Raw genomic sequence first — 22,502 nt, forward strand, 5'->3', positions numbered from 1 at the left:
AAGACGGGCAATAACTTCTTTTCGTAAGTATTTATATAGTGTAGACTTAAACGAGAAGAAGCCTGACTCATTCCTAGAATATAATTAGGAATAAAAAGGATTAGTATTATGAAAGTGGAGGTGTCACTCCCATGGAAACGAAAGGTACGATTGCCGCGCTCGACATTGGGACATCGGAGGTGAAACTCATCGTCGGTGAACTACTTGGTGGAACGCTGAACGTTCTTGCTGAAGGTTCTGCACCATCCGCGGGTGTTAAACGAGGTGTCATCGTTGACATCGATCAAACGGTACAAGCCATTAAACAAGCGGTTACGGAAGTGGAACGTACACTTGGTGAACCAATTGGTGAAGTATATGTCGCTATTTCCGGTGAACACATTCAAGTGAAGGATTGCCAAGGGATGACATCGATCAAAGGTGAGGACAATGAAATCACGGATGATGACGTGAAAGACGTTCTGCATTCTGCGATGGTCATGCGAATTCCGAACGAACTCAGTGTCGTCGATGTCTTGCCGAAGACCTTTACGGTCGATCAGCAAACAGAAATCACTGATCCGAGAGGAATGATCGGTTATCGTCTCGAAGTAACAGGGAAGCTCATCATCGGAGCGAAGACGATCCTACATAGCATTAAACGTTCCATTGAACGGGCTGGTTTAGAGCTTGCTGGATATGTGCTGGAGAGTTTAGCGGTATCTAGAATCGCAGCATCGATTGATGAACTCGAACTCGGTGTCGGAATCATCGATATCGGTCATGAGACGACGACACTTTCCATCTACGAAAAGAATGATCTCGTCTACTCGACGACGTTGCCATACGGTGGTGATCATCTGACACGTGATTTGACGTACAAGATGAATTGTAAATATCAAGACGCGAAACTTGCTAAAGAAGAATATGGTGTTGCGCTTGAAGCACTCGGGGATCCGGAAGAGAAAGTTTCCTACGTCACGATCAACGGCGAACATCGTTTCGAACCACAATCAGAGATTGGATTCGTTTTAGAAGCACGACTTGAGGAAATCTTCGAGATGATTCAAAAACGAATGACGCAAGCAGGATACGCTCACATGAATAGTGGCTTAATCTTATGTGGGGGAAGTTCTTCATTACCGGGAATCGATCAGCTCGGAAAACGAATCTTCAAGCAGAGCGTCAATGTCTATCAACCTGCTAGTCTTGGTATTCGTCATCCGAAGTATGCCGTCGCAGCCGGTATGTTACGTTATGTGCTCTCAAGAAGCGCCGTATCGAAATCAGGTTTCGACCGGGCGGAAGAGAAGGAAGCCGTAGCGCACGGACATGAACAGGATGCACTGCTCATGAACGAACAGACGTCACCTACGCGAAACGAACGGCCAACACGTGAACAGCCTCCGAAAGAGAAAAAGTCATTCAGTAGTTTCTTTGAGAAATTCTTTGGTTAATGCCTACAAAAAATCCAATGAGTAAAAAATATTAGGGGGCCCTTTTTATGTTGCATTTTGATGAAATGATGGACCAAGTAGCAAAAATCAAGGTCATCGGTGTAGGTGGTGGCGGTTCGAACGCCGTCAACCGAATGATTGAACACGGTGTCCAAGGCGTAGAATTCATCGCAGTAAACACGGACGCGCAGGCATTGAACATGTCACAAGCTGACGTAAAACTACAACTCGGTGCTAAATTGACACGTGGTCTCGGTGCGGGTGCCAATCCGGAAATCGGTAAAAAAGCGGCGGAAGAGAGCCGTGAGCAATTAACAGAAATCCTTTCAGGCGCTGACATGGTCTTCGTCACAGCTGGGATGGGTGGCGGAACTGGTACAGGAGCTGCTCCTGTCATCGCGGAGATTTCAAAAGAAATCGGTGCATTGACAGTCGGCGTCGTCACAAAACCATTTATGTTCGAAGGACGTAAACGGATGCAACATGCTGTTTCAGGTGTCCAGAACTTCAAAGAAAAAGTCGATACGTTGATCGTCATTCCGAACGATAAGTTACTTGAAATCGTTGATCGGAACACACCAATGCTTGAAGCGTTCAAAGAAGCAGATAACGTCTTGCGTCAAGGTGTACAAGGTATCACTGACTTGATCGCCGTACCTGGTCTGATCAACCTCGACTTCGCCGATGTGAAGACGATCATGACGGAAAAAGGTTCTGCTTTAATGGGTGTCGGTGTCGCGACAGGCGAACACCGCGCGACGGAAGCAGCGAAAAAAGCGATTTCGAGTCCGTTGCTTGAAACCTCGATCGAAGGCGCGAAAGGTGTTCTGATGAACATCACAGGTAGTGCGAACCTTAGCTTGTACGAAGTGACGGAAGCCGCACAAATCGTTCAGAGTGCAGCTGATGAGGAAGTCAACTTGATCTTTGGTTCTGTCATCAACGATAACCTAGAAGATGAAATCATCGTTACAGTCATCGCGACGGAATTCGAAAACGAACCACTCGATTTCGAAATTCCATCCGCTCAAGAAATGATGAAGAATTTATTGAAGAAAAAACAAGCGACTCCACCACCAACAGAGGAGTCAAAACCACAAGTCGAAGAGACACCTGTCAGCTCGAATCCCGAACCGGCTAAAGAGCCAGATGTCGAAGAAACGATGGACATCCCATCTTTCCTTCGCCGGAATAATCGTTGATCGATGTTCCAGTGACACGACTGCTAAACGATGAGGTGTCGCGAAAGCGGCGCCTCTTTTTTTAAAATCAAAGGAGGCATGAACATGTTTGGACAATGGATCAAATGGGATACACCAACAGGTACCGTACGTGCCGCCTTTACTACGAAGTTCGCTGCCCCTCATGAAAACGGAAATTTAGGGTTACATGTCAACGATGATCGCGACGGTGTCATCCAGAATCGACAAGTCATCGCACGTCAGCTTGATCTCTCCCTCGAGAACTCGATTTGGGCACAGCAAGTTCACGGAAATCACGTCGAACAGGTGACGACACTTGACTCCGGGCGCGGTGCTTTGGATTACGAAACAGCGATTCCGGGTACAGATGGATTGGTGACGACCGATTCGAATGTCTTATTGATGATGCTCTTCGCTGACTGTGTGCCGCTTGTCTTCTGTGATCCGACGACAGGAATCATCGCGAATACGCATGCCGGCTGGCGCGGAACCGTTGGCAATATCGTCGAGGAAACAGTCAAGCAAATGGAACGTGCGGGTGCGAGTCGTTCATCGATTCAAATGGTCATTGGTCCATCGATCCGTGATTGTTGTTACGAAGTCGATCAACCGGTCATCGATGCAATCGATGCGCTTGAACTCGATGAGTCTCCTTACATACGCAAGGAAGATGGAAAAGCGATGTTATCGCTACAAAAAACGAATGCTGCGCTAGCTGAGCGTTGTGGAGTCGGTGATGTCCTTGACTCAGGTCTATGTACACACTGTCAGGCGGAAGATTACTTCTCTTATCGCCACGGTGACCACGGTGGGCGCTTTGCAAGTTTGATCGTAAAGGAGTCATTGGATGTCAATTCTTGATAATGTACAAGAAGTTACAAAACGAATGGAACAAGCGAGTGAAAAGAGTTCTTCTGAAAAGCAGGTACAGTTGATTGGTGTGACGAAATCAGTCTCAAGTCAAGTTGCTTCTGAATTATTAGCAGCTGGCGTGACCCATCTCGGAGAAAATCGTCCGGACGGATTGCTTGAAAAACAGGCAGAGCTCGGACGAACTGCTTGTACGTGGCACTTCATTGGTACACTACAAACGCGTAAAGTTCGTCAAATCATCGATGCCATTGACGTGTTGCATTCCCTTGACCGTCTTCATTTGGCGGAAGAGATCAATAAACGAACAGACCGAATCATTGATTGTTTCATCCAAGTCAACGTTTCTGGGGAAGAATCGAAGCAGGGCATCGCGCCTGAGGATGTACCATCGTTCTTACACGAAATCGGTCAATATCCCGCGATTCGTGTCATCGGACTAATGACGATGGCACCGTTGACGGAAGATACGGCGCGTATCCGTGAGGTATTCCGGTCATTAAAAACATTGCAAGAAAAGGTCAAGGCGAAAAAATTGTCGTATGCTCCATGTACGGAGTTATCTATGGGAATGTCATCGGATTTTGAAATCGCCATCGAAGAAGGGGCGACGTTCGTCCGAATCGGGACGACGCTCGTTCACACCTAAACGAGAAGAAGGGAGAATGGATATGGGTTTTAAATCAAAAATGCAAAATCTATTTCTCGGCAACAGCGACGATTTAGATGAACTTGAATATGAAAATGATGCTACAATAAATAAAGGTAGAGGTGCTTCACAACAAGAGTATGAAGAGTATTACGAGGAATCTACCCCAAGTGTTACTCAAAAGGAGGACAGCGTGAGACAATCGAATATCGTGCCGCTTCATGCGACGAAAAAAACGAAATCGCAAGTCATCTTGAGTGAACCACGTGTCTTCAACGAAGCCCAGGAAATCGGGGAACATCTTCGTCAGAACCGTGCTGTCATCGTCAATATGCAGCGTATGTCAAAAGATCAATCACGACAGATGATTAATTTCTTATCTGGTGTCGTCTTCGCTCTCGATGGAACGATTACGACGATCAGTCAGAATACCCTCCTCTGTGTTCCGAACAACGTCGAGTTAGCTGGTAGCATCTCGAATCTTCTTGGAGAAGATGATATTAATCATAAGGGGTGGTAAGTATGGATTCTCAAGTGATGTACGCAATTGGTCGTACATTGAGTACGTTGTTACAGTATTACAGTTACGTCATGATCGTTTATATCCTGCTTTCGTGGTTCCCGAATGCCCGTGATTCTAAATTCGGACAAGTGCTCGCGATGTTGGTCGAGCCATTCCTAGCGCCCTTCCGTCGTATCATCCCGCCTATCGGGGGCATGCTGGATATCTCGCCGATTGTAGCCTTCCTCGTCTTGAACTTGGCTCAATCGGGTATCCGAGCAATCTTTTTAGTATGAGCGTATATGATCATTATCGTGGAAGCGAGCGGGAATTCGTCGACTCAGTCTTGAACTGGATCGATCATGTGGAAGCGACCTATACGTTCAAATTAACGGATTTCCTAGATCCACGTGAACAACAAATCACACAAGAACTCGTCGGTTCGAAATGCGCCCTCTTTTTTGAGGGCGGTTTCGAAGGCGCTGAACGTAAACGGGCAATCCTCGCACCAGATTATTATGAATACAACGCGGATGACTTTGACATTTCCATCTATCGCATTCATTATCCTACTAAATTCGTTGAACTTTCTCATCGTCAAGTCACCGGTACATTATTGAACGTCGGATTGAAACGAGCCAAATTCGGCGACGTCATCATTCAGGATCAAGTACAGTTTGCCGTCGCGGACGAAGTCGCGACCTATATCGAAGCAAACGTCGAACGAGCAGGGAAGACGAAGATTCGTCTTTCGCGCGTAGACGCAGAAGATCGCTTGAAAGTGAAGGATCAAGAGTGGGAAGAGACACTTGGGTTTGTCAGCTCACTTCGGTTCGATACGGTCGTGAGTGAAATTCTAGGCTTCTCACGTCAAAAAGCACAGGCGCTCATTAAACAGGGTGAGAGTAAAGTGAATTATAAAGTAGTGGATGATTCGAGCTTCATGCTAGAAGAAGGCGACTTACTTTCCTTGCGTGGAACAGGACGCGTCAAGTTGATTGCAATCCTCGGATCAACGAAACGTGATCGAATCAAACTACAATACGGTATTTTAAAAGGATAAGATAAATGCGGAGGAGGAATTCATCATGCCATTAACGCCACTCGATATTCATAATAAGGAGTTCACACGAAAGTTTCGCGGCTATGACGAAGATGAAGTGAACGAATTCCTAGATCAAGTCATCAAGGATTTTGAATTGTTGTTACGTGAGAACCGTCAACAACAAGAAGTCATCCAAAACATGCAAGCGCGTGTCGACTACTTCAGTTCGATGGAAGAAACGTTGAATAAATCGATCATCGTTGCACAGGAAGCGGCTGAAGAAGTCAAAGCCAATGCTTCAAAAGAAGCGAGCTTGATCCTAAAGCAAGCAGAACGTGAAGCAGAGCAGTTGCAAGATGCGGCGCAACGCCGGGCACAACGGACAGACTTCGAAGTCGAGCAAATGCGCAAAAAAATCGAACTCTATCGTAATCGATTCAAAGTATTGATCGATGCGCAGATGGAATTATTGACGAGCCATGACTGGGATGCGTTTGATTTCTCTTCTCGTGGAGCGCTTGACGATGTTCCAGCAGTTGCGTATAATGACGACGATGTCGTATAAATAAAATCAATGACAAGGACACGTCGTATCTTGGACGGTTGACAGCGAATCGGGGGAATGGTGGAAGCCCGAGCAACGAAAAAGATGGGGTATCCCCTTGGAGTGCATGACTGAACGTTCGCTGAACAGTAAGTCATGCCGGCTCACTCCCGTTATCGAGTTCTTAAGCGGTCCTGCGTCGTCAAACTGGCGAGCGGGATTAGTAGGGTGGTACCGCGAGTTCAGCCAAGCTCGTCCCTATCTCAGGGATGAGCTTGGCTTTTTTTGTACTTTTAAAGCGAAAGGTGAGAGATGGTCAGATGGATTACAAAGAAACCTTATTGATGATGAAAACGGAGTTTTTAATGCGAGGCAACTTGCCAAAACGTGAACCAGATATGCAAGCACGATGGGAAGAGATGAATCTCTACGCTGCGGTCCAGGAAAAGAACGCTGGAAAGCCGACGTTCATCCTCCACGATGGTCCTCCATATGCGAATGGTGACATCCACATGGGTCACGGATTAAACAAAGTCTTAAAAGACATCATCGTCCGCTACAAATCGATGAACGGCTTCCAGTCTCCGTACGTGCCTGGTTGGGACACACACGGATTACCGATTGAAACAGCACTTCAAAAAGCCGGTGTTGATCGTAAATCGATGACGGTCGCAGAATTCCGTGAATTATGTGCGAAATATGCGCTCGAACAAGTCGATCACCAACGCGAACAATTCAAACGCCTCGGCGTTCTCGGTGACTATGACAACCCATACATCACCCTGCAACCAGAATTTGAAGCAGCTCAAATTCGTTTATTCGGGGATATGGCGAACAAAGGCTATATCTACAAAGGGAAGAAACCGGTCTATTGGTCACCGTCTTCTGAATCAGCACTCGCTGAAGCAGAAATCGAATATCAAGATAAACGGTCAGCTGCCATCTATGTCGCGTTCCAAGTCATGGACGGGAAAAACATCTTAGAGCCGACGGATCATTTCGTCATCTGGACGACGACACCATGGACGATTCCAGCGAACCTCGGAATCTCTGTCAGTGCGGAATTAACGTATGCGCGGATCGAGTATCAAGGAAAAGGCTATATCGTAGCGGAAACACTTGTTCCTGAAGTCATCGAAGCACTCGGATGGGAAGATGCAACAGTCGGACGTGTCTTTAATGGTGCGGATTTCGAATACATGAAAGCAAAACATCCACTGTACGACCGTGAATCACTCGTCATGCTTGGCGACCACGTTACAGCGGAAGCGACAGGTGTCGTTCATACGGCTCCAGGTCACGGGGAAGATGACTTCCGCATCGGTCAAGCTTACGGTCTTGACGTCCTTTGCCCAGTCGACGATAAAGGGATCATGACAGCAGAAGCACCTGGATTCGAAGGCATGTTCTATGAAGATGCGAATAAAGAGATCGGTCTTGCCCTCGAAGAAGCCGGTGCACTCTTGAAACTATCGTTCATCAAACACTCGTATCCACATGACTGGCGGACGAAAAAACCGGTCATTTTCCGGGCAACACCACAGTGGTTCGCTTCAATCAAAGACTTCCGTGCGGAAATCCTTGATGAGATCAAAGGCGTCCAGTGGGTACCAGAGTGGGGGGAAACACGTCTCCACAACATGTTCAAAGACCGCGGCGACTGGGTCATCTCACGTCAACGTGCTTGGGGCGTTCCACTTCCAATCTTCTACGCTGAAGATGGAACGGAAATCGTCACACCAGAAACGATTGATCATATCGCGAATCTATTTGCAGCTCACGGATCAAATGTCTGGTATGAGCGCGAAGCAGTCGACTTGCTTCCTGAAGGATTCACACATCCAGCAAGCCCGAACGGTATCTTCAAAAAAGAAACGGACATCATGGATGTCTGGTTCGATTCTGGTTCATCACATGCCGGTGTCCTTGCGACACGTCCTGAATTGACACGTCCAGCGGATCTCTATCTTGAAGGATCTGACCAATATCGTGGTTGGTTCAACTCGTCGCTATCGACAGCCGTCGCAACGACAGGAAAAGCACCATACAAAGCGGTCGTCAGTCACGGATTCGTTCTGGATGGTCAAGGTCGCAAGATGTCGAAATCGATCGGTAACACGATTGCACCGATTCAAGTCATGCAACAATTTGGAGCAGAGATCCTTCGCTTGTGGGTGGCATCAGTCGATTATCAAGCTGATGTCCGAGCATCGATGGATAACTTCAAACAAGTCTCAGAATCATATCGTAAAATCCGGAACACGGTTCGTTTCCTCCTCGGAAACTTGGATCAATTCGATCCTGCGACGCACCGCGTCGCATTTGAAGACTTACCAGAGTCAGATCGTTTCATGCGTACGAAACTGGACCAACTTGTTGGAAAAGTAAAAGCGGCTTATGATGCGTACGACTTCATGTCGGTCTATCAATTGCTCCATAACTTCTGTGTCCTTGATTTGTCGTCGTTCTACCTCGATTACACGAAAGATATCCTGTATATCGAAAAAGCAGACGCGACATCGCGTCGTGCGGTTCAGACGGTCATGTATGATACAGTCGTTGCCTTGTTGCAATTGATGGCACCTGTCTTGCCACACACAGCAGACGAAGCATGGGAATTCGTACCAGCTGTTGAAACGAAGAGTATCTTCCTGACAGACCTTCCGAAAACGGTCGAAGTCTCAGAAGAAGGACTTGCCCTCATCGAGAAATGGAACGCGTTCCTGACATTCCGCGATGATGTCTTAAAAGCACTCGAGGAAGCGCGCGTTGAGAAACTCGTCGGTAAGACACTCGAAGCGAAACTCTTGCTTGCACCGAAGGAAGAGACGAAAGCCTTGCTCGGAACAATCGATCATCTTGAGCAGTTACTCCAAGTCTCACAACTCGAATTCGTTGAAACGGCGGATAAGATGTATGAGACGACCGGCATCACGGTTCAAAAAGCTGACGGTGAAAAATGTGAACGTTGTTGGACATATTCGACGGAACTCGGACAAGATCCGGCTCATCCGACTCTTTGCCCACGTTGTACTGAAGTCGTCAATTCTTTATAATGATACAAAGGGAGGGGCGACTGCGACTTCGCAGGACGCCCCTCATTATTTTTGGATGCGGAGGACAATAGGATGTGGCTTTACTTAGGGATTGCTGCTTTACTCGTTGGAATCGACCAGTTGACGAAATGGATTGTCGTTCAAAATATGACGATCGGTCAAGCCATCACGGTCATTCCGGATTTCTTTTATCTCAACTCGTATCGGAATCGAGGCGCTGCGTGGGGCATGCTCGAAGGTAAATTCGGCTTTTTCTTCATCGTTACGGTCGTCGTCGTCATTGGATTGATTTACTTCCTCTACAAGGAAGGCACGAAAAATAAGGTATTTGCTTGGAGCATCGCGTTATTACTCAGTGGTGCGATCGGAAATTTCATTGATCGAATGGCACGAGGAGAAGTCGTTGATTTCTTCCACTTCTTCCCGTTCGGCTATAATTTTCCGATCTTTAATGTCGCAGACGTCTGTTTGACGTTTGGTGTCATCACGATGCTAATTAGCGTCATGTTCGAAGAACGGTTGACTAAGAAAGGAACGATGGATAAATGAATGAAGTAGAAACATGGTCCGTGCAAGCGGATGGAGCGACAGGGCGCATTGATAAATGGCTCGCAGAACAAAACGATTGGTCGCGTTCGCAAGTACAGGAATGGTTGAAAGCGGGGCGCGTCGAAGTCGACGGTCGTGTCGTCAAACCGAACTATAAATTATCGGGAACGGAATCGATTGAGGTCCATATCCCGGAAGCAGTGGAACTCGAAATCTTGCCGGAAGACATCCCACTTGATGTCGTCTATGAAGATTCGGACGTCATCGTCGTCAACAAACCAAAAGGGATGGTCGTCCACCCGGCGGCAGGGCATGTCTCAGGAACGCTCGTCAACGCCTTATTACACCACTGTCAAGATCTCTCAGGCATCAATGGCGTCAAACGTCCAGGAATCGTTCACCGAATCGATAAGGATACGTCAGGTCTGTTGATGGTCGCTAAGAACGACTTAGCGCATGAATCACTTGCACATCAATTGAAAGAGAAGACGACGGAGCGTCTTTATATCGCGCTCGTACACGGTGAAATCCCGCACGAACTCGGAACGATTGAAGCGCCAATCGGACGCGATAAGAACGACCGTCAACGGATGACGGTAACGGATAAGAATTCAAAGTCTGCCGTGACCCATTTCCGTGTTCTTGATCGGTACGAGGGCTTTACGGTCGTTGAATGTAAACTTGAAACAGGACGGACGCACCAAATCCGTGTCCACATGCGTTATATCGGTTTCCCGCTTGCTGGTGACCCGAAATATGGTCCACGCAAGACGATGAAAATGAACGGTCAAGCCTTGCATGCTGCGGTTCTCGGTTTCGAACACCCACGGACAGGTGAGTGGATGCGGTTTGAAGCACCGCTCCCAGAAGAGATGACATTTGAAATCGGTCAATTGAAAAAACTTGAATTAGAGTCTTGACGTTTTTCTAATAAAACGGTAGAGTATCACCTAGAGAGCGATGCGAGACATCCTCTACTGACACTTCGGTCGTCCGAGTGACGATCCTACCTAACTAGTATCACCTTTAATCGAGTCCGGAGAGGCTGCGAAAGGGAGAACCTACCACGATTGTGTGTAGGCATGCATACATGACGTATGCCATGATTCTGTCTTCGATGACCTTCTGCGGATTTCCGCAGAAGGTCTTTTGTATGAAAGGAGAAAACATGAAACCAGCCGTCATCTTAGATGAAGCCGCGATCGGACGTGCACTGACACGGATCGCCCATGAAATCATCGAACGTAACAAAGGAATTCATGATTTGATGATTGTCGGAATCAAGACGCGAGGCGAGACACTCGCTCGTCGACTTGCGAAGCGCATCGAACAAATCGAAGGAAAACCGGTCTTACTCGGTGTCGTCGACATCTCAATGTACCGGGATGACTTGTCGAAACGAAGTTTAGAACCAGAAATCAAAGGTTCTGATTTACCGGAAGACATCACCGGGAAAATCGTCGTCCTCGTTGACGACGTGCTCTACACAGGTCGCACCGTTCGCGCCGCGATGGACGCGCTCGTCGACCATGGAAGACCGAGTATGATTCAACTCGCTGTACTCGTCGACCGCGGACATCGGGAGTTACCGATTCGACCAGATTTCATCGGTAAGAACGTCCCGACATCCCGTGAGGAACAAGTCGTCGTTGCGCTCGCCGAAGTCGATGAAGCCGATCAAGTATTCATTAAACGCTAAAATTCAAAACCTTTAAGGTGGTCCAGAGAGACCAGAAAGGGAGTCATCCATATGGCAAAACATGCCGCAGTACTTGATGTACAAGAAGTACCTACTCACCCTCTAAACTGGCTGATGCTCAGCCTACAACACGTCTTCGCGATGTTTGGTGCGACCGTGCTCGTCCCGCTCTTAACGGGACTCAACACATCGGTCGCGCTCGTCGCAAGCGGAGTCGGCACACTGATTTTCCTCGCCGTTACCCGCTTCAAAGTACCCACATATCTTGGTTCGAGTTTTGCCTACATTGCCCCGATCATTGCCGTCAGTGAACGGTGGGGTGTCGAGGATGCGTTAATCGGCGGAATGGTCGCTGGACTCGTCTATGGACTTGTCTCACTCCTCATCCGCTACACGGGAGCTTCTTGGTTGCTTCGCTTACTCCCACCGGTCGTCATCGGACCGGTCATCATGGTCATCGGTTTATCGCTCGCCCCTACCGCTGTCAACATGGCGATGAACGGAGCGGACGGCAAGTACAACGGACTGTACTTCCTCGTTGCGATGGTCACGCTTGGCGTCACACTCCTTGCGATGACGTACTTAAAAGGAATGTGGAGCACGATTCCGATCCTGTTCGGGATCACGGTTGGTTATCTCGTTGCGGCATCGGTCGGAATCATTGATTTCACACCACTCCAACAAGCAACGTTCTTCCACGTGCCGGACTTCACGATTCCGTTCTTGAATTACACACCATCGTGGAATACAGCCGCGTTGCTTCTGATTGTTCCCGTGACGCTCGTCACACTGACGGAGCACATTGGCGAACAAAAAGTGACATCACGGATCATCGGGCGCGAGACGCTCCTCGATCCAGGGATGCACCGGACCGTACTGGGTGACGGGATCGCGAAGACAGTCGCTTCGATGCTTGGCGGACCACCGGTTACGACGTATGGTGAGAACAACGGTGTCATGTCGATCACTCGTGTCTACAGTGTCTACGTCCTCGGTGGTGCGGCGGTTCTTGCGATCAGCTTCGGATTCCTCGGATATGTCGAAGGATTCATCAAGACGATTCCGACACCGGTCATGGGTGGAATCAGTATCCTCTTGTTCGGAGTCATCGCGTCGAATGGTCTCCGGACGCTGACGGAAAGTAAGATCGATCTTGCCGATAAACGAAATCTGACGATTACAGCCGTCATTCTCGTCACAGGTATCGGAGGCGCGGCGCTCAAAATCGGCAACTTCTCTCTCGAAGGAATGGCACTAGCGACGATTCTTGGAATCATCCTGAATCTAGTTCTTCCGAAAACGACAGAGCAGGTCGAAGAAACAACGGAAACCTCTACAACTCAATCGGTAGCTAACAACTTTTAAGACGTTCCGAGAGAACGATAAAGTGAAGGCCATGAAAAGATGCAGGGAATCACTCTGCCTTCTTTCGGCGCACCTTCACTTAGAAGGTGCGCCTTTTTCATGACCTGAAGAGGAGTGAATGATATGAAGACGATCCTAAAAACCCGGCATTTCGTCAACCTAGAAAGTTTATCCACGACAGAAATCAATTCTTTGATTGAACGCAGTCTCGCTTTTAAACGAGGCGAGCCAGCACCAGATTTTTCCGGTAAGACACTCGTCAATCTGTTCTTTGAAAACTCGACGCGGACACGCTCTTCCTTTGAGATGGCAGAGCATCGTCTGAATATGCATCTACTGCCGTTCGAAACGGCGACTTCCTCCGTGCAAAAAGGAGAAACGTTACGCGATACATGCAAGACACTCGAAGCAATCGGCGCAGATGCTTTGGTCATTCGTCACGGAGCAACCGGATATTACGAAGAACTGATGCAGACGCTCAATATTCCGATCATCAATGCGGGAGATGGGAGCGGTCAACATCCGTCTCAGTCCTTACTCGATTTGATGACGATGGTCGAAACGTATGGAACGGTCGAAGGAAAAGTCGTCGTCATCTGTGGGGACTTACAACATAGTCGTGTCGCCCGATCGAACGCTGACATCTTAAAACGACTCGGTGCCATCGTCTATGGATCAGGACCTATTGAGTGGTACGACCCTGCGATGGGCATACCGTATCTTCCGATGGATGAAGCCGTCGAGCAGTGCGACATCTTGATGTTACTGCGTGTCCAGCACGAACGGCATGACGGGACGACGCGATTTGATCCAGCAGTCTACCACACAACGCACGGATTGACAGATGAGCGGATGAACCGTCTGAAGCATTCCGCGATCGTGCTTCATCCGGCACCGGTCAATCGGGGAGTCGAGATTGCCGACGAACTGGTCGAACATCCGCGATCGCGGATTTTTGAACAGATGAAAAACGGTGTCTTTGCACGGATGGCGATTCTGGAATGGTGCTTTTCAACGAAATCAATCAAAGGAGACGATGCAGATGACAACACGAATTGAGAATGCGAGATGGTACGAGGCGGGACAAGTTCGAACGGGAGATATTCGGATTGAAGCCGGGAAAATCACGGATTTAGCAGCAACACCGCAAGCGAATGAAACGGTCATTGATGCGTCCGGCTTATTCGTCGCACCAGGATTCGTTGACATCCATGTCCACCTGCGGGAACCGGGTGGCGAACATAAGGAGACGATTGCGACCGGCACGGCAGCGGCGGCAGCGGGTGGATTCACGACGATTTGTCCGATGCCGAACACGCGCCCCGTACCAGACGATCGTCAAACACTTGATGCGTTGTTCCAAAAGATTGAAGAGACAGCGTCCGTTCGGGTTTTGCCTTACGCGGCGATTTCAAAAAATCAACTCGGACAAGAACTCGTCGCGTTCGACCAATTAACAGATGCTGTCGCCTTTACGGATGATGGTGTCGGCGTCCAGACGGCAGCAGTCATGCGGACAGCGATGCAACAGGCGGCACGGCTCGGGAAAACGATCGTTGCTCACTGCGAAGATGATTCGTTAAAAGCAGGATGTGTGCACGAGGGGAACTACAGTCGACGGGAAGGACTACAAGGTATTCCGTCGCTTGCTGAGAGTATCCACATCGCACGTGATGTTCTGATCGCAGAAGAAACCGGCTGTCATTATCACGTCTGTCATGTCTCGACGAAAGAATCGGTCCGTGTCATCCGTGACGCGAAACGAGCAGGGATTCGGGTGACGGCAGAAGTCACACCGCACCATCTGGTGTTGATCGATGAAGACATACCGAATCAGGACCCGAACTTTAAAATGAATCCTCCCTTACGAAGTGAAGCAGATCGCCAAGCATTGCTCGAGGGGTTAGCGGACGGAACGATTGATTGCATCGCGACCGATCATGCTCCCCATGCGGCAGAAGAGAAGGCACTCGGTATCGAACGCGCCCCGTTCGGCATCACAGGGTTCGAGACGGCCTTCCCACTCCTCTATACGAAGCTCGTCGCTGAAGGAGAGATGACACTTGAGACACTGATTCGGAATTTGACGGATAAGGCAGCAGCCATCTTTGAACTTCCTTACGGGAAACTCGAAGTGGGGGCGGAAGCAGATCTAGTTTTGCTTGATCTAGAAACGGAGCGTACCGTATCACCGGAACGATTCCGCTCAAAAGGCAAGAACACACCGTTCGCAGGAGAACGGTTAAAAGGATTCCCGGTCATGACGCTCGTCAAGGGAGAAATCGTATTCAAGGAGGACACAGCACATGCGTAAACGGACACTGATACTAGAAGATGGGATGACGTTTGAAGGAACGGCGTTTGGATCAGATACGACAACAACAGGAGAGGTCGTCTTCCAGACCGGAATGACAGGATATCAGGAAATGTTATCGGATCCATCTTACTGCGATCAGATGATCGTGTTGACGAACCCGTTGATCGGAAACTACGGGATTAACCGAGAAGATTATGAGACGACGCGTCCGCTCGCTAAAGCACTGATCGTACGTGAACATTGTCAGACGCCGTCGAATTTCCGAAGTGAGATGTCGCTCGATGCAGCACTTCAAGATCTTGATATTCCAGGATTAAGTGGAATCGATACGCGTCAACTGACACGGCATATCCGTTCGAAAGGTGTCATGCGTGGACGACTCGTTGACGGTGAGTTCGATTTAGCAGCAGAACTGGTTCATCTTCAAAATGCACCTATCGAGACGGATCAAGTCAAGCGGGCTTCAACGGAACGAGCGTACATCATTCCGGGTGCTGGACCGCGGATCGTTCTCGTCGATTTCGGTGCGAAGCTCGGAATCGTCCGCGAACTCGTCAAACGCGGCTGTGAAGTCGTCGTCGTGCCCTACGACGTCAGTGCAACGGAAGTCTTACGCTATCGTCCGGACGGTGTAATGCTATCGAACGGACCAGGGAATCCAAAGGATGTCCCGACAGCGATTCCGATGATTCAAGAATTGACGGGAAAAGTCGTCATCTTCGGCATCTGTCTCGGTCATCAGTTGATCGCACTAGCGCACGGGGCGGATACGTTCAAGCTCCCATTCGGTCACCGAGGGGCGAATCATCCAGTCCAAGATATCCGGACTGGTCGCGTCGATATCACGTCGCAAAACCACGGGTATGCCGTCGACGAACAGTCATTACGCGATACCGTGCTTGAAGTGACGCATCTTGCGATCAACGACGGAACGGTCGAAGGAATCCGTCATACGACAGCAGCGGTCTTCTCCGTCCAGTACCATCCGGAAGCATCACCTGGTCCGATGGATGCGAACGGTCTATTCCAACAGTTTTTAGAAGAAATCACGAAACAACAGGAGGTCTCTCATGCCTAAACGTCAAGATATCCAGAAAATTCTCGTTATCGGGTCCGGTCCTATCGTGATCGGACAAGCAGCTGAATTCGACTACGCTGGAACACAAGCGTGTCAAGCCTTGAAGGAAGAAGGATATGAAGTCATCCTCGTCAACTCGAACCCAGCAACGATCATGACGGATCCAACGGTCGCTGATCGTGTCTACATCGAACCCCTCCAAGCAGAGTTCGTCTCACGGATCATCCGCAAGGAACGTCCGGATGCTTTGCTTGCGACACTCGGAGGTCAAACGGGTCTGAACTTGGCTGTCGAACTGGATCGTCTCGGTGTCCTTGCTGAGTATGGTGTCGAGTTACTCGGTACGAAATTGTCAGCAATCGAAGAGGCAGAAGATCGTGATTTGTTCCGTCAACTGATGTTTAAACGCGGGCATGGTGTGCCGGACAGTGAAATCGTGCATACGCTCGAAGAGGCACAACAATTCCGGCAACAGATCGGTCTACCGATCATCATCCGTCCGGCGTATACGCTTGGGGGAACGGGCGGCGGAATCGCCAACACACCAGAAGAGTTCACGCGAATCGTCGAAGGGGGACTCAAGGCAAGTCCGGCAACACAGGTACTTCTTGAAAAATCAATTGCCGGGATGAAGGAAGTCGAGTTCGAAGTCATGCGCGATGCGACGAACCAAGCGATCATCGTCTGTGCGATGGAAAACTTCGATCCCGTCGGCGTTCATACCGGAGACTCGATCGTCTTCGCTCCGACGCAAACGCTATCGGATCGCGATTATCAATTGTTGCGAAACGTCTCGCTCGATATCATTCGTGCACTTGGAATCGAGGGCGGATGTAACATCCAGTTCGCACTGGATCCGACGAGCTTCGACTACTATGTCATCGAAGTCAACCCACGTGTCTCACGCTCGTCTGCACTCGCGTCAAAAGCAACGGGTTACCCAATCGCAAAACTGGCTGCGAAAATTGCCGTCGGGTATGCCTTGTCCGAATTAAAGAACCCGATCACCGAGACAAGTTTTGCTTCGTTCGAACCGGCACTCGATTACGTCGTCGCCAAGATTCCGCGCTGGCCGTTCGATAAATTCGAAACGGCGGACCGGACACTCGGCACACAGATGAAAGCAACTGGTGAGGTCATGGCAATGGGACGGACGATGGAAGAGGCATTACTGAAAGCGGTCCGTTCGCTTGAAATCGGTACAGCGGATCTGTATATGCCACGCTTCATCGAAATGGCAGATGATGCGTTACAACAAGCGATTCGCCAAGCGACGGACGATCGACTCTTCGCCTTGTACGCGGGCTTCGTCCGCGGTTACAGCGTCGAACAGATTCATGACTGGACAGCGATTGATCGCCTGTTCCTTGAAAAGTTGCACCATATTTGGCAGCTCGAGCAATCAGTCGCAACTGGTTTGACACCTGAGCTACTCCTGCATGTGAAGCGATATGGATTCAGTGACCCGATGCTCGCTCGGATCACCGGACAAACGGAAACGGAGATTCGCCGGATGCGTGAAGCACAAGCGATTCACCCGGTCTATAAGATGGTCGATACGTGTGCGGCAGAGTTCGCGTCCGACACGCCATACTATTACGGAACATACGAACGCGAAAATGAAGCAATCGCGACGAACCGTTCTTCGATTCTCGTCCTAGGATCGGGACCGATCCGGATTGGTCAAGGAGTCGAGTTCGATTACGCGACAGTCCATTCGATTCAAGCGATTCGACAAGCCGGCTACGAAGCAATCATCGTCAACAACAATCCAGAAACGGTGTCGACCGACTTCTCGATTTCCGATCGGCTCTACTTTGAACCACTGACGACGGAGGATGTACTGGAAGTCATCCGAAACGAACGTCCACTCGGTGTCATCGTCCAGTTCGGTGGACAGACAGCGATCAACTTAGCCGAGTCATTAGCAGCAGAAGGTGTAAAAATCCTCGGGACATCGCTTGAGGATCTCGACCGGGCTGAGGACCGGAAACAGTTCGAAGCAGCATTGACGGCGCTCGACATTCCACAGCCACCAGGTAAAACGGCCGTGACAGTCGAAGAAGCGGTCACGGCAGCAGCGTCACTCGGTTACCCGGTTCTCGTTCGTCCATCGTACGTCCTCGGCGGTCGGGCAATGGAAATCGTCTATGCTCAAGAAGAACTGGAACATTATATGAAACACGCGGTCATCGCCTCACCGGAACGACCGGTCCTCGTTGACCGCTATCTGACAGGAATCGAACTCGAGGTCGACGCAATCTGCGACGGAACGGATGTCGTCATTCCAGGCATCATGGAGCACATCGAACGTGCCGGTGTTCACTCGGGTGACTCGATTGGTGTCTATCCGCCACAACGTGTCTCCCAGGACATCAAGGACCGGATCGTCGACTACACGACACGGATTGCGAAAGCATTCGGCATCAAAGGCTTACTCAACATCCAGTTCGTCTACGCGGACGGCGCTCTCTATGTCCTTGAAGTCAATCCGCGTGCTAGCCGGACGGTGCCATTCATCTCGAAAGTGACGGGACTTCCGGTCGCGCGTCTCGCAACGGACATCATTCTCGGTGAGACACTCGCTTCTTATGGATTAACAAGTGGTGTCCTACCGGAAGAACCACTCGTCTCGGTCAAAGTACCGGTCTTCTCATTTGCGAAGCTTAAAGAAGTTGATCCGACACTCGGACCGGAAATGAAATCAACCGGTGAAGTCATCGGAACGGACCGGACGCTCGAAAAAGCGCTCTATAAAGGGTTGCTCGCATCAGGGATGGCGATTCCAGAGCACGGTCGTGTCCTCTTGACAGTCGCAGATCCAGATAAAGCAGAAATGACGGATCTCGCACGACGCTTTGCCTCACTTGGATTCACGTTACTTGCAACGGAAGGAACGGCAGCGTACTTGACGGAGCAAGGATTACCGGTCCAGACGGTCGGCAAAATCGACTCGTCTTCCGAATCGATGCTCGACGTGATTGAAAAAGGGGAAATCGAATACGTCATCAATACGATGAGTCGGGACTCGCAAGTCACGAAAGATGGCTTCATCATTCGCCGGGCAGCAGCCGAAAATCAAGTCGTCTGTCTGACATCACTCGATACGGCGGAAGCAATTCTACGTGTCATCGAAAGTCGCTCATTTGAAGCCAGTGCGATCCAAGCCTTCACACATGAAAAGAAAGTGGTGATCCAATGAAGCAACTCTTGACGGTCGTCTCTCGACGAACGGTAGCTCAAGGTGCGACAGAACTCGTCTGTCGCCTTGAGCAACCTCAGGTCATCGCGCCAGGGCGATTCATGCATCTTCGCGTCGGGCCACTCTTACGCCGACCGATCTCGATTGCCCGGGTCGACCATGATTTGATCACGTTTCTCTTTAAAGAAATCGGACAAGGAACAGCAGAACTGGCTTCTTTGCGTCCGGATGATACGATCGATGCCCTCGGACCGCTTGGAAACGGGTTTCCGATTGCTGCTATCCATCCAACTCAACGCGTCGTCCTCGTTGGTGGGGGGATCGGTGTACCACCGCTGTATGAGACGATGCGCCAACTTGTCGCCCGGGGTGTGACATGTGAAGCGATTCTAGGATTCGATACGGCAACAAGTGTTTTTTACGAAGCGGAATTCCAAGCGCTCGGTAAGACGACGGTCACGACCGTCGATGGGACGCATGGTATAGCAGGATTCGTCACGGCTGCCTTACATCCGGAAAGCTACGATGTCCTACTCGCCTGCGGACCGGAACCGATGCTGAAGTCACTACAGCAACAACCGATTGAACATAAGTATCTGTCGATCGAAAACCGAATGGGGTGCGGGATCGGAGCATGCTTTGCCTGTGTCTGTCAAACACCGACGGGCGGGTACGTCAAGACGTGTTCCGATGGTCCAGTCTTTCGGGCAGAGGAGGTCGTACTATGACGGAACGATTGCGTGTCGAGTTGCCGGGACTCTCTTTAAAAAATCCGATCATGCCGGCATCCGGATGTTTTGGGTTCGGTGAGAAATATGCGAAGTTGTATGATTTATCAGAGCTTGGGGCGATCATGATTAAAGCAGCGACGGGTGAAGAACGCTACGGAAACCCGACGCCGCGTGTCGCAGAGAGTGGGATGGGGATGTTGAATGCAATCGGTCTCCAAAACCCGGGTGTCGATGGCATCCTAACGAATAAGATGCCTTTCCTCGAGACGTTCGATACGGCGATCATCGCCAATGTCGCGGGTTCGACACCGGAAGAATATGAGCTCGTCGCAGAGAAAATGAGTCAGCATCCTGGCATTCATGCACTGGAATTAAATATTTCTTGTCCGAACGTCAAATCGGGTGGAATTCAATTCGGAACGGATCCGTCGCTTGCTGCTGAATTGACACGACGTGTCAAACGGGTCTCGACTAAACCAGTCTACGTCAAACTATCACCGAATGTCACCTCGATCGTTGAGATGGCACGTGCCGTCGAAGCAGCTGGTGCAGATGGTCTGACGATGATCAATACACTCGTTGGGATGCGAATCGATGTCCGGACGGGGCAGCCGATCCTTGCCAATCGGATTGGTGGATTATCCGGTCCATCGATCAAACCGGTTGCGATTCGGATGATTCATGATGTCGCGCAAGCCGTTTCGATCCCGATCATTGGCATGGGTGGCGTGATGGAGGTCGATGATGTCCTCGAAATGATTTACGCTGGAGCTTCGGCTGTTGCCGTCGGTACCGCAAACTTCGTCAATCCATACATCTGTCAAGAATTGATTCAGCAGTTACCGGAACGCATGGACGAACTTGGTATTGATCATATTTTAGACATCAGGGGGAAAGCATATGAATCAACTTTACATCGCGCTTGATTTTCCGACCGAAGCAGAAGTCTTTTCGTTTCTCGAACGGTTCGAAGCGACAAGACCAGCTGTGAAAGTCGGGATGGAATTGTTTTATGCAGCAGGCGGAACCTTCGTCCGAAAACTCGTCGAGCGCGGACATGCGGTGTTCCTCGATGTCAAAGTCCACGACATTCCAGAAACGGCACGTCGGACGATGCGTATCATCGGACAATTAGACGTCGAACTGACGAACGTCCATGTTGCTGGTGGGAAAGAGATGATGATCGCAGCCCGAGAAGGACTGCGTGAGACGAACGCTGAGACACAACTGATTGGCGTGACTCAGTTGACATCGACGGATGAAGCGATGTTACGCGATTTAAAAATTGAAGGAGTGATGCCGGCAGTCGTTCGTGAATATGCGCAACTCGCAGAAGCAGCAGGACTAGATGGTATCGTCTGTTCAGCACTCGATCTTCCGGAACTAGTTTCAGCTTGTCGGACAGATTTTCGATTCGTCACACCCGGCATTCGTCCGACGAACAGTCAAGCGGATGATCAAAAGCGGGTCGCGACCGTTCTTGACGCTCGTCAAAATGGAGCGACGGATTTAGTGATCGGTCGTCCGATTACGCGTGCAGAACATCCAGAACAGGTCTATCTGATGTTACTTGAACAATGGAAGGGGCAATTCTCATGGTAAATCCAATCGCTAGTGCGTTACTCCGTATTGAAGCCGTCACCTTATCGCCAAACGATCCATACACATGGGCAAGTGGACTTCGTTCACCGATTTATTGTGATAATCGTTTGACGCTCTCGTACCCAGAAGTTCGTTCCTTGATTGCAGATGCACTCGCTGAGAAAGTGAAGGGACTTGCAGTCGATGTGATTGCTGGAACTGCGACGGCAGGTATTCCACACGCAGCATTCGTCGCGGAACGACTAGGATTACCGATGGTCTACGTACGTAGTGGCAACAAGAAACACGGTAAAGGGAATCAAATCGAAGGTGTCATTCAACCTGGACAACGTGTCGTCGTCATCGAAGACTTATTATCGACGGGGATGTCTGCAATCGAAGCGGCGCAAGCTCTGCAAGCGAAGGGAGCAAATGTCATTCGCATTCAAGCGATCTTCTCGTACGGGATGGAGCGCTTGTCAAACAATCTCCGCGACGCAAAGATCGAAGCGGATGCATTACTGACGTTCGAAGCGTTACTCGAAACCGCACAACAACAAGGTGATATTACTATAGAAGAGCAAAAACAGTTGGCGGATTGGTCGAAAGATCCAGTCGCTTGGAGCGAACGTTTTACAGCGAATGTCTAAAATCGATAGATTCCGTCGGACGACCT

21 protein-coding genes are annotated in these 22,502 nt (G+C 49.7%); all 21 read left to right on the forward strand.

Annotation, left to right across the window (positions count from 1 at the left end; translation table 11 throughout):
• The first annotated feature begins 131 nt into the window (after positions 1 to 131).
• The 21 genes from ftsA to pyrE all read left to right on the forward strand — a co-directional run bounded on the left by ftsA (position 132) and on the right by pyrE (position 22,476).
• A complete protein-coding gene (gene ftsA / locus NOM72_RS04155; protein ID WP_023468801.1) occupies positions 132 to 1,436 on the forward strand; it encodes a cell division protein FtsA in 1,305 nt (434 codons plus the stop codon).
• A gap of 47 nt (positions 1,437 to 1,483) precedes the next feature.
• Positions 1,484 to 2,638: a cell division protein FtsZ gene (gene ftsZ / locus NOM72_RS04160; protein ID WP_023468800.1), complete on the forward strand. Its 1,155-nt coding sequence runs from the start codon at positions 1,484 to 1,486 to the stop codon at positions 2,636 to 2,638.
• 84 nt (positions 2,639 to 2,722) lie between these two features.
• The gene (gene pgeF, locus NOM72_RS04165) at positions 2,723 to 3,499 is read left to right on the forward strand and encodes a peptidoglycan editing factor PgeF (protein WP_023468799.1); all 777 of its coding nucleotides are present in this window, start codon (positions 2,723 to 2,725) and stop codon (positions 3,497 to 3,499) included.
• Entirely contained in the window at positions 3,486 to 4,157 is a 672-nt protein-coding gene (locus NOM72_RS04170; RefSeq protein ID WP_255997892.1) for a YggS family pyridoxal phosphate-dependent enzyme, read from the forward strand. The genes pgeF and NOM72_RS04170 overlap by 14 nt, the downstream gene beginning before the upstream one ends.
• A gap of 193 nt (positions 4,158 to 4,350) precedes the next feature.
• On the forward strand, positions 4,351 to 4,677 hold the full coding sequence (locus NOM72_RS04175; RefSeq protein WP_231496839.1) for a cell division protein SepF: 327 nt from the start codon (positions 4,351 to 4,353) through the stop codon (positions 4,675 to 4,677).
• A 2-nt stretch (positions 4,678 to 4,679) separates the two neighbouring features.
• Positions 4,680 to 4,955: a YggT family protein gene (locus NOM72_RS04180; protein WP_023468796.1), complete on the forward strand. Its 276-nt coding sequence runs from the start codon at positions 4,680 to 4,682 to the stop codon at positions 4,953 to 4,955.
• Positions 4,952 to 5,722, forward strand: a complete 771-nt coding sequence (locus NOM72_RS04185) for a YlmH family RNA-binding protein (RefSeq protein ID WP_023468795.1) — start codon at positions 4,952 to 4,954, stop codon at positions 5,720 to 5,722. The genes NOM72_RS04180 and NOM72_RS04185 overlap by 4 nt, the downstream gene beginning before the upstream one ends.
• A 25-nt stretch (positions 5,723 to 5,747) precedes the next feature.
• Positions 5,748 to 6,269, forward strand: coding sequence for a DivIVA domain-containing protein (locus tag NOM72_RS04190; RefSeq protein WP_023468794.1), 522 nt, complete (start codon positions 5,748 to 5,750; stop codon positions 6,267 to 6,269).
• 299 nt (positions 6,270 to 6,568) lie between these two features.
• Entirely contained in the window at positions 6,569 to 9,304 is a 2,736-nt protein-coding gene (gene ileS / locus NOM72_RS04195; protein WP_215083923.1) for an isoleucine--tRNA ligase, read from the forward strand.
• 72 nt (positions 9,305 to 9,376) lie between these two features.
• On the forward strand, positions 9,377 to 9,853 hold the full coding sequence (gene lspA / locus NOM72_RS04200) for a signal peptidase II (RefSeq protein WP_023468792.1): 477 nt from the start codon (positions 9,377 to 9,379) through the stop codon (positions 9,851 to 9,853).
• Positions 9,850 to 10,773: an RluA family pseudouridine synthase gene (locus NOM72_RS04205; protein ID WP_035396726.1), complete on the forward strand. Its 924-nt coding sequence runs from the start codon at positions 9,850 to 9,852 to the stop codon at positions 10,771 to 10,773. Before lspA ends, NOM72_RS04205 begins: the two co-directional genes overlap by 4 nt.
• 248 nt (positions 10,774 to 11,021) lie before the next feature.
• Positions 11,022 to 11,552 (forward strand): bifunctional pyr operon transcriptional regulator/uracil phosphoribosyltransferase PyrR, encoded by a 531-nt coding sequence (pyrR, locus tag NOM72_RS04210; protein WP_035396895.1) that lies wholly within the window; start codon positions 11,022 to 11,024, stop codon positions 11,550 to 11,552.
• A 51-nt stretch (positions 11,553 to 11,603) separates the two neighbouring features.
• Positions 11,604 to 12,917, forward strand: a complete 1,314-nt coding sequence (locus NOM72_RS04215; RefSeq protein WP_035396728.1) for a uracil-xanthine permease family protein — start codon at positions 11,604 to 11,606, stop codon at positions 12,915 to 12,917.
• A gap of 123 nt (positions 12,918 to 13,040) precedes the next feature.
• The gene (locus tag NOM72_RS04220) at positions 13,041 to 13,976 is read left to right on the forward strand and encodes an aspartate carbamoyltransferase catalytic subunit (protein WP_023468788.1); all 936 of its coding nucleotides are present in this window, start codon (positions 13,041 to 13,043) and stop codon (positions 13,974 to 13,976) included.
• Complete coding sequence (locus tag NOM72_RS04225) at positions 13,960 to 15,231, forward strand: dihydroorotase (RefSeq protein ID WP_023468787.1); 1,272 nt, start codon at positions 13,960 to 13,962, stop codon at positions 15,229 to 15,231. The genes NOM72_RS04220 and NOM72_RS04225 overlap by 17 nt, the downstream gene beginning before the upstream one ends.
• Positions 15,224 to 16,312 (forward strand): carbamoyl phosphate synthase small subunit, encoded by a 1,089-nt coding sequence (locus tag NOM72_RS04230; RefSeq protein WP_023468786.1) that lies wholly within the window; start codon positions 15,224 to 15,226, stop codon positions 16,310 to 16,312. Before NOM72_RS04225 ends, NOM72_RS04230 begins: the two co-directional genes overlap by 8 nt.
• Positions 16,305 to 19,514 carry a carbamoyl-phosphate synthase large subunit gene (gene carB, locus NOM72_RS04235; RefSeq protein WP_023468785.1) on the forward strand — a complete coding sequence of 1,070 codons (3,210 nt, stop codon included), beginning with the start codon at positions 16,305 to 16,307 and terminating at the stop codon, positions 19,512 to 19,514. Before NOM72_RS04230 ends, carB begins: the two co-directional genes overlap by 8 nt.
• Positions 19,511 to 20,242, forward strand: coding sequence for an iron-sulfur cluster-binding protein (locus NOM72_RS04240; protein ID WP_023468784.1), 732 nt, complete (start codon positions 19,511 to 19,513; stop codon positions 20,240 to 20,242). Before carB ends, NOM72_RS04240 begins: the two co-directional genes overlap by 4 nt.
• A complete protein-coding gene (locus NOM72_RS04245) occupies positions 20,239 to 21,171 on the forward strand; it encodes a dihydroorotate dehydrogenase (RefSeq protein WP_255997903.1) in 933 nt (310 codons plus the stop codon). Before NOM72_RS04240 ends, NOM72_RS04245 begins: the two co-directional genes overlap by 4 nt.
• Positions 21,146 to 21,847 carry an orotidine-5'-phosphate decarboxylase gene (gene pyrF, locus NOM72_RS04250; RefSeq protein ID WP_035396734.1) on the forward strand — a complete coding sequence of 234 codons (702 nt, stop codon included), beginning with the start codon at positions 21,146 to 21,148 and terminating at the stop codon, positions 21,845 to 21,847. The genes NOM72_RS04245 and pyrF overlap by 26 nt, the downstream gene beginning before the upstream one ends.
• Complete coding sequence (gene pyrE / locus NOM72_RS04255; RefSeq protein WP_074668419.1) at positions 21,841 to 22,476, forward strand: orotate phosphoribosyltransferase; 636 nt, start codon at positions 21,841 to 21,843, stop codon at positions 22,474 to 22,476. The genes pyrF and pyrE overlap by 7 nt, the downstream gene beginning before the upstream one ends.
• Positions 22,477 to 22,502 lie beyond the last annotated feature (26 nt).

Source organism: Exiguobacterium sp. LL15, from assembly GCF_024436095.1.
Classification (GTDB): Bacteria; Bacillota; Bacilli; order Exiguobacteriales; family Exiguobacteriaceae; genus Exiguobacterium_A; species Exiguobacterium_A indicum.